We start from the raw sequence: 6,041 nt of genomic DNA, 5'->3' as shown, positions 1-6,041 counted from the left end.
CGGGTCTGTTGTTGATTCCTTCATTTCCTTATATTCTTCCTTTTCGAATTTCTCAGGAGGGAACGGTTTCTTTCCGTTCTCCATACGGTCCAGGTTGAGCTCTTCCTGCAGCTTCTTCTCATAGGCACGGGCCTCTTTTCGTGCCGGCTTTCTTTACCGCTTCGATCTCTTCATCTGTCAGTGGAAGCATCTCCTGGTCAATATAGGATTTCAAAACGGATTCCGCATCTTTTCCGCCGGCAATTTCACCAGCCATGAATTCTGGCGTCCTTTTGGCAGCTTTGATGGCATCCGGATTCCATTTGTACTCGCCGTCCGTTCCAATCGAGAATCCGCCAGTTGAATGGTCCGCTGTTGCAACGACGAGAGTCTGTTTATCTTCTTTGGCAAAATCAATTGCCGCCTTAAATGCTTTCTCAAAGTCTTCCATTTCACTCATTGCCCCAACAACGTCATTGTCATGGCCCGCCCAGTCGATCTGGCTTCCTTCCACCATCAGGAAAAACCCGTTTTCATTTGAGTCCAACCGTTCAATTGCTGCTCTTGTCATGTCTTCGAGTGAAGGTGTGCTTCCGGTCCGGTCGATCATTTTCGGCAGGCCGCCGTCTGCAAACAGACCGAGGATTTGAGTGTTCTTATCCTTTGCCAGATCCTCTTTTGATGTTACATAGCTGTAGCCGTCTTCTGTGAAGGCGGAAATGAGGTCAGCATCCGAACGCTTGAAATTGGATTTTCCACCGCCGAGTAGAACGTCGACCGTATGGTGTCCGTTAATGCGCAAGTTATAGTAATCATCGGCGATCTCATCCATGTTTTTCCGGCTTTCATTATGGGCACCGAAAGCTGCAGGAGTAGCATGGGTAATTTCAGAAGTAGCCACCAAGCCAGTCGCTTTACCGGCTTCCTTTGCCGCTTCCAAAACCGTCTTCACATTTTTTCGTTCTGTGTCAACAGCGATGGCATTGTTATAGGTTTTGACTCCAGAGGACATTGCAGTCGCTGCAGAGGCAGAGTCGGTAATCGTTTCTTCCGGGTCATCCGGATAGGTCATCTGCTGCCCTACGAGATATGGATCGAATTCCGTGAGGTCGACACCGGTTGTTTCTGGATTGTCTTTAAGATAGCGATAGGCAGACGTATACGAAGCCCCCATTCCGTCCCCGATCAGGAAAATTACATTTTTCACCTTTTCCTTGCTTTCCGTTTCTGCCGTGACACTGCCAGATGTCCCTGCCAGACTTGCGGCTAAAGCAGCAGATAGTACAGCAGCTGGCAGTGCCCGCTTGAAAAATTTCTTGTTCAACAACATGAAATCCCTCCTCGTTATATGTACGTTCAATGTAACTGTAACGGGGGCATGTTAAGTTGAAATGAAGAGGGTGTTAGGGAATGGTAATGAGGTGTAAATCTTTTGATAAAGTAAGGGGGGCTGGATTTCCCCCTCAGACCTCAAACTTGCTAAAGGGCTGGAATAGTTTGACGCCCTTGCGGTTCCCCGGTAGCCATTTCATATCGAGGATCAGATGGCTCGCATAGCTAAGCGTGCATGTGAGCAGTACACCGCCGATTTGCAAATCATTCTCCAAGCTGTATGCGATCCAACTGAAAAACAGAAGCCCGATGATTGAATGTGTGAGAGAACGGTGGGGCAGCCGGGAAGCGATGGTTGTATAGATGCCAAACAGCAGCAGCCAGAATAAGTTGAGGTAAAGCCCGGCAGCAAGAATGGCAAGGCCTGACAACAGAAGCATCGTTTTTTGCTTGATCACAAGTGGAGGCACGGTGATCAGGCAGGCGCCGATGAGAATGCCAATCCATCCAGCCTGGGCCGTACCTGCTGAAGTCAGGCTGTATGTAATAAGCAGAATGCCGAACAGCCCCAATAAAAGGGTGAGCCACTTTTTCTTCAGTGTAAGAGTATGGGCCAGCTTTCCGCCGACATCCAGGTCGGGCACGAGACCAGAAAACCCGCCGAGTATCGTAAAAACCGTGCTTTCCGCGAGACTTGCGCCGGTATAACTGGCAACAGCGAACCCGGTCAATCCGCCGGCAAGCAAATGCATTTTTCCATCCATGATGATCTTCCTTTCTTTTGCTAGCTTTCTAGTATATCATGGGAGCATCTGTTTGGGGAGGCGGTTATTTCCTATAGACGGAGCTTGCTCCCGGATGGGCGGGGTTATTCACGGATGGTGAGTGTTATTCTCGGATGGCGAGCGTTTATTCTCGGATGGCGAGCATTTACTCACGGATAGCGAGCACATTCTCGAAAGGGCAGATTTATTCCGGATAGACTGCATTTATTCTACGAAGGATCTAGTTTACTATTGCCAGTTTGATAGTTTTTTCGTTTCAGGGTATAGGGCGAGCAATGGATTTTAACAAAAGGGGGGCCGATTACATGGAGGGCCTGCGTAAGGCAGAGGCGAAGGTTGTTACGGTATTGACGATCATGACGACATTTTTAATGGGATTTATTGATGCTTATACATTTATGGAGAAGAGTGGTGTATTTGTAACGGCACAGACCGGGAATATGGTCGTATTCAGTGTCAAGCTTTTCACCGGTAATTGGGCGGCGGCCGGAGGCCATGTGACTGTTTTCGCCGGGTTCGCTTTAGGAGCTTTTGTCGCTCAGGGTGTCATTGAGCGCTACTCAGAACATGGATTAACGAGGTATCGGTATTTCTTGCTTCTGCAAGCATTTTTGCTTTTCGTTCTGGCATTGTTCCAGCATTCGATGGGGAATTCTTTGATGGTCTTCTGTCTCGGGCTCTTGGCGGGTTATGAACTGACGGTCTTTCGTAAAATTGGATCTACCGCGGTCAATAACGGCATTATGACAGGTAATGCGAAAAATGCGATGAACAATTTGTACAAAGCTGTTTTCAACAAGGATGCGGAGGCGAAAAGAGAATTTTTCAATTTGGTCTCGGGCTTATCTATGTTTGTTATCGGTGCCGGTACAGGTGCTTGGGTCGTGAAGCTAAACCCGCATTATTCATTGTGGGCCTCGTTTTCACTTGTTACGGTTTCTGTTCTTTGGCTGTTTTATACGGAAAGCAGAATCCGTCATCATGCAAGACAGAGGGAATAGCGCGAAGAACTCAGACTGTCCGGTATGCGATGGGGAAAGAAGAGGTTCAAAGCCGCACAAGGCTTGCTTGGATATATAAGTTGTCAGAATAGAATGTGGAGTCGGATTTTTCAAAGGGAGCGGTTTTGCTGAGAGCCTATTTCTATCAACCATGTTCCGGCTTACTTTTTGAATATGAACAAAAAAGAGCCAGCTCCTCAACCAGGGAACTGGCCCTTTCCATATCCGCTTAGGCAGCGGCTGCAAGTTTCACAGTTGTACGCTGCTTCAAAGTGAGCATGACGGCGAAAGACACGATGTACAGGACGCCGAGATAAAGCATTGCTGTCAGCATCGTATAGTTTTGCAGCAGGTACCCGACCATGATTGGGGAGAGTCCGCCAACTGCACGGCCGAAGTTGAAGATCGTGTTTGTTGCAGTGCTGCGGATGTGGATCGGATAGAAGCTGCTAATCAGCGCTCCGTAGCCGGCGAACATTCCGTTTGAGAAGAAGCCGACAATCGCTCCGCCGATCAGAACACCGGCAGCGCCTGTTGCGAACGAGTACAAAAAGACTGCGCTGGCGGAAGCGAGCAGGAAAATCCCGTAGGAACGCTTAGCGCCGAACCTGTCCATGAATTGGCCGAATGTGAGCATGCCGAGAATCATGCCGACCGCTGTGCTAATCGTCCAGATGGCGGAGCTTGAAACGGACAGCCCTTGGGATTGTTGCAGCATTGATGGCAGCCAGATCATCAGACCGTTATATCCGGCGATTTGAACAGTCGCCATCAAGGCAAGTCCGAGTGTGGTGAAGGCAATTCTTGGCGTTTTGAAAAGCTCGCTCAGTTTGCCGCTTTTTTCTTTCATCGTGCCATTTTTCTTATTCTTGGCTGCCACCCATTCAGGGGACTCAGGCAGGTTTTTACGTACAACAAAGGCAAAGATGACAGGGATGATGCCGACAAAGAACAACGCTCTCCATCCGAATGTCGGTAAAATCATCGCGCTTAGCAGGGCGGCAATGATGACGCCGAACTGGGCACCGATTGAGACGTAGGAAGAAGCGCGGCCTTGCTTGTTTTTCGGCCAAGCTTCGGCGACGAGCGCCATTCCGATGCCGTATTCTCCGCCTGCCCCGATTCCGGCAATGAAGCGGAAGATGTACACTTGTTCAATATTTTGAGCAAGGCCTGTCAAAGCAGTTCCGATAGCGAAAAGAAACACAGTATACGTGAAAATCCGGACACGGCCGTATTTATCAGCGAGAATTCCAAATAGGATTCCGCCGAGCAGCATGCCGATGTTGGTGATGGAAGAAATCAGGCCGCCTTTTGCCAAGTCAATGTGAAACTGGGAAATAATCATCGACATGGCGAAGGAGATGAACATGATATCCATGCCTTCCAATGTTAATCCGGATACAGATGCGACGACAGTTTTTTTGCGATAATCCATGCTGTTTCACCCTCCAATGGTATTTTTGCTTGCTGCGTAAACATGCTTTTCTGAGGGAATGGAAGAAGCAGCCATTCTCTTTTCAAGCCTCACAGGACTTTGTTTAAAAGAGTCATGCTTTCTGCAAGCAAAATTGAAAATGCCCTTCTGTCGCAGGAGGACAAAAGGGCATGGGCAGATATGGTCATAATGCAGCCATTGTTTACTCATCCTTTTCGGCCTCTCTGGACCGTAATTAAAGGCAGGTTATTTTTTTAGTATTATATCACGCTGAAAAAACGGATGACAATAGAAGGATGCAAGTTTTTTATAGTCGCAATTTTCACAGTAAAACGTGTTGGTTTTTTCTTTGGTTCACTCGCTTGGGACAAACGATTATAATAGGAATCATCAGCAGTTTTACACGCTAACAACAAGAATAGCAGAGGTGGACGATGGATTTTGATGTGCTGTTTTTATCATTTAACCTAATTGAAGCGGAGGATGAGGAATCGAAAAGATACCGTCATTTTCAGACATTGGATGCGGACGAGTACGAGGAGCATGCGATCAAGGATTTTCTTGACGGGGAGCTGACGAAAATTGTGAAGCGAAAAGCGGACCGGCATCCGAAATCGGAAACGGTACCGACGAAGATCGGCCGCTTTATCGTAGAGGAAGGCCATGCGCTCAGTTCGAATCCGAATTACAATCTGCTCTATAAATTAAAGAATGCACAGACGAAGGAGCTTTTCGAAAAATCGGGCGAAGAGCTGCTCCGTGCCTATCTTGATACGAGCGCTGTCAGGAGCGGGGCGTTCCTGATTGTTTCAGCCAAGCCGGAAAAGTATTTTGATGATCGGTTCCTGTTCATTCTGAAGTGCGACTTTGAGCCGAAGGTCGTGTCAATCACGGACGAATCGACGCTGATCCGCAATGTTGAAATGGCGATTACAACGAAAAATATGAAGTCGATCCAGTATCCGTATATGCAGGAAGAGGGAATGACCGACGAGGCTGAACTGAAAATCCATCAGGCTTCCCATGCCCGCTATTTCGAGGACTTTTTAAAGTTTGTCGAATACGGCGAGTCGATGCCGGAGATTTTGCGCACGCAGGTGAAGACGATGGTGGAGGAGCATTTCCACGAGGTATACGAGGAAAACAGCGAGGAACGGGAACAGTTTGAAAAAGAGATGGAAGTGTGGGAGGTGAGTCCCCAGCGGGAAATCCGGGAACGGCTCACCTTGCCGCAAGTCGTCGAGGCGGCTGCCCAGATCGTTGAGCTTGCGCCGGAAACCGAGCTGAAGATGAAGGTGGGCGATACATCTGTCAAAGGCCGACTTTCTGATTTCGGCGAGACGATTCATCTCGCAAAGGTAAATGACAAATATGTTTTGCTAGTGGAAGCGGATGCCGTCACATTTGAAAAAGGCGTATCACCAATCGAATTCCACAAGCCTGAGACGCTGCAGGCAGTTGTTGATTCGATTGTGAGAAGGAGCAGAACCTGACATTACATATAAA

The 6,041-nt window shown here is 48.2% G+C and carries 5 protein-coding genes and 1 pseudogene; 2 read left to right on the top strand and 4 right to left on the bottom strand.

Annotated features, from left to right (window positions below; all coding sequences use genetic code 11):
* The 3 genes and pseudogenes from AC0TWI_RS18865 to AC0TWI_RS18855 form a co-directional block, all read right to left on the bottom strand.
* Positions 1–153, bottom strand: a pseudogene (locus AC0TWI_RS18865) (IS5/IS1182 family transposase); the annotation flags it as partial.
* Positions 119–1,309 carry an alkaline phosphatase gene (locus AC0TWI_RS18860; protein WP_488127888.1) on the bottom strand — a complete coding sequence of 397 codons (1,191 nt, stop codon included), beginning with the start codon at positions 1,307–1,309 and terminating at the stop codon, positions 119–121. The pseudogene AC0TWI_RS18865 and the gene AC0TWI_RS18860, both read right to left, overlap by 35 nt.
* Before the next feature lie 133 nt (positions 1,310–1,442).
* Entirely contained in the window at positions 1,443–2,075 is a 633-nt protein-coding gene (locus tag AC0TWI_RS18855; RefSeq protein ID WP_488127887.1) for a metal-dependent hydrolase, read from the bottom strand.
* A 326-nt stretch (positions 2,076–2,401) separates the two neighbouring features.
* Between AC0TWI_RS18855 and AC0TWI_RS18850 the strand changes: the two genes are divergently transcribed.
* Positions 2,402–3,097: a YoaK family protein gene (locus AC0TWI_RS18850; RefSeq protein WP_488127886.1), complete on the top strand. Its 696-nt coding sequence runs from the start codon at positions 2,402–2,404 to the stop codon at positions 3,095–3,097.
* 229 nt (positions 3,098–3,326) lie between these two features.
* On the opposite strand, the gene AC0TWI_RS18845 is transcribed toward AC0TWI_RS18850, so the two are convergent.
* Positions 3,327–4,535 carry an MFS transporter gene (locus tag AC0TWI_RS18845; RefSeq protein ID WP_488127885.1) on the bottom strand — a complete coding sequence of 403 codons (1,209 nt, stop codon included), beginning with the start codon at positions 4,533–4,535 and terminating at the stop codon, positions 3,327–3,329.
* A 434-nt stretch (positions 4,536–4,969) separates the two neighbouring features.
* On the opposite strand from AC0TWI_RS18845, the gene AC0TWI_RS18840 reads away from it, so the two are divergent.
* Positions 4,970–6,028: a DUF3900 domain-containing protein gene (locus AC0TWI_RS18840; protein ID WP_488127884.1), complete on the top strand. Its 1,059-nt coding sequence runs from the start codon at positions 4,970–4,972 to the stop codon at positions 6,026–6,028.
* Positions 6,029–6,041: the final 13 nt, after the last annotated feature.

This window comes from Lederbergia sp. B243.17 (assembly GCF_057657925.1).
This window is presented reverse-complemented; position numbering and strand designations above follow the sequence as displayed.

Excerpts from the sequence above, each read along its gene's own strand:
- AC0TWI_RS18850 (WP_488127886.1), top strand. The coding sequence starts at position 2,402 with ATGGAGGGCCTGCGTAAGGCAGAGGCGAAGGTTGTTACGGTATTGACG.
- AC0TWI_RS18845 (WP_488127885.1), bottom strand. The coding sequence starts at position 4,535 with ATGGATTATCGCAAAAAAACTGTCGTCGCATCTGTATCCGGATTAACA.
- AC0TWI_RS18855 (WP_488127887.1), bottom strand. The coding sequence starts at position 2,075 with ATGGATGGAAAAATGCATTTGCTTGCCGGCGGATTGACCGGGTTCGCT.
- AC0TWI_RS18860 (WP_488127888.1), bottom strand. The coding sequence starts at position 1,309 with ATGTTGTTGAACAAGAAATTTTTCAAGCGGGCACTGCCAGCTGCTGTA.
- AC0TWI_RS18840 (WP_488127884.1), top strand. The coding sequence starts at position 4,970 with ATGGATTTTGATGTGCTGTTTTTATCATTTAACCTAATTGAAGCGGAG.